The organism is Thermobrachium celere DSM 8682 (assembly GCF_000430995.1).
Lineage (GTDB): Bacteria > Bacillota > Clostridia > Clostridiales > Caloramatoraceae > Thermobrachium > Thermobrachium celere.
On sequence record NZ_HF952017.1, the window covers coordinates 2,721 to 3,190 of the forward strand.

General features: G+C 36.4%; 1 protein-coding gene. It reads right to left on the reverse strand.

Going from position 1 to position 470, the window contains the following annotated elements; all coding sequences use genetic code 11:
• Positions 1-470, reverse strand: a 470-nt coding sequence (locus TCEL_RS14010; RefSeq protein ID WP_242823429.1) for a secondary thiamine-phosphate synthase enzyme YjbQ, incomplete at both ends; no start/stop codon positions are given.

A 470-nucleotide genomic window follows, 5' to 3' on the forward strand; every position in this document is an offset into this window, starting at 1 on the left:
CTCATTCCATCAAATTCACCATAGAAAATTTGCTCCCATGGTCCTAAATCTAACTTACCGTTTGTGATGGCTACCACAACTTCTCTTCCCATAATTGTTCTTTTAAGATGAGCATCTGCGTTATCTTCAAATCCATTATGCTTGTATTGGCTATATGGCTTCTCTGGTGCTAACTTTTCTAGCCAAACTTCAAAATCATGGTGTAGACCGGACTCATCATCATTTATGAACACACTTGCAGTTATATGCATAGCATTACAAAGCAGTAGCCCTTCTTTAATACCAACTTTCTTTATTTTTACTCCTCCTGGAAGGGTTGAACCATGTAAAGCAACAGGTACAATATCACCCTCTTTAATGTTATCTGCACCAGTTACTATCTGTAAAACTTCATCCTTCACATCTACTTGGCATATGGTTAATTTATCTGCATTAGGATGTTTTTCAGTCTTTATTATTTTTCCTGTTAC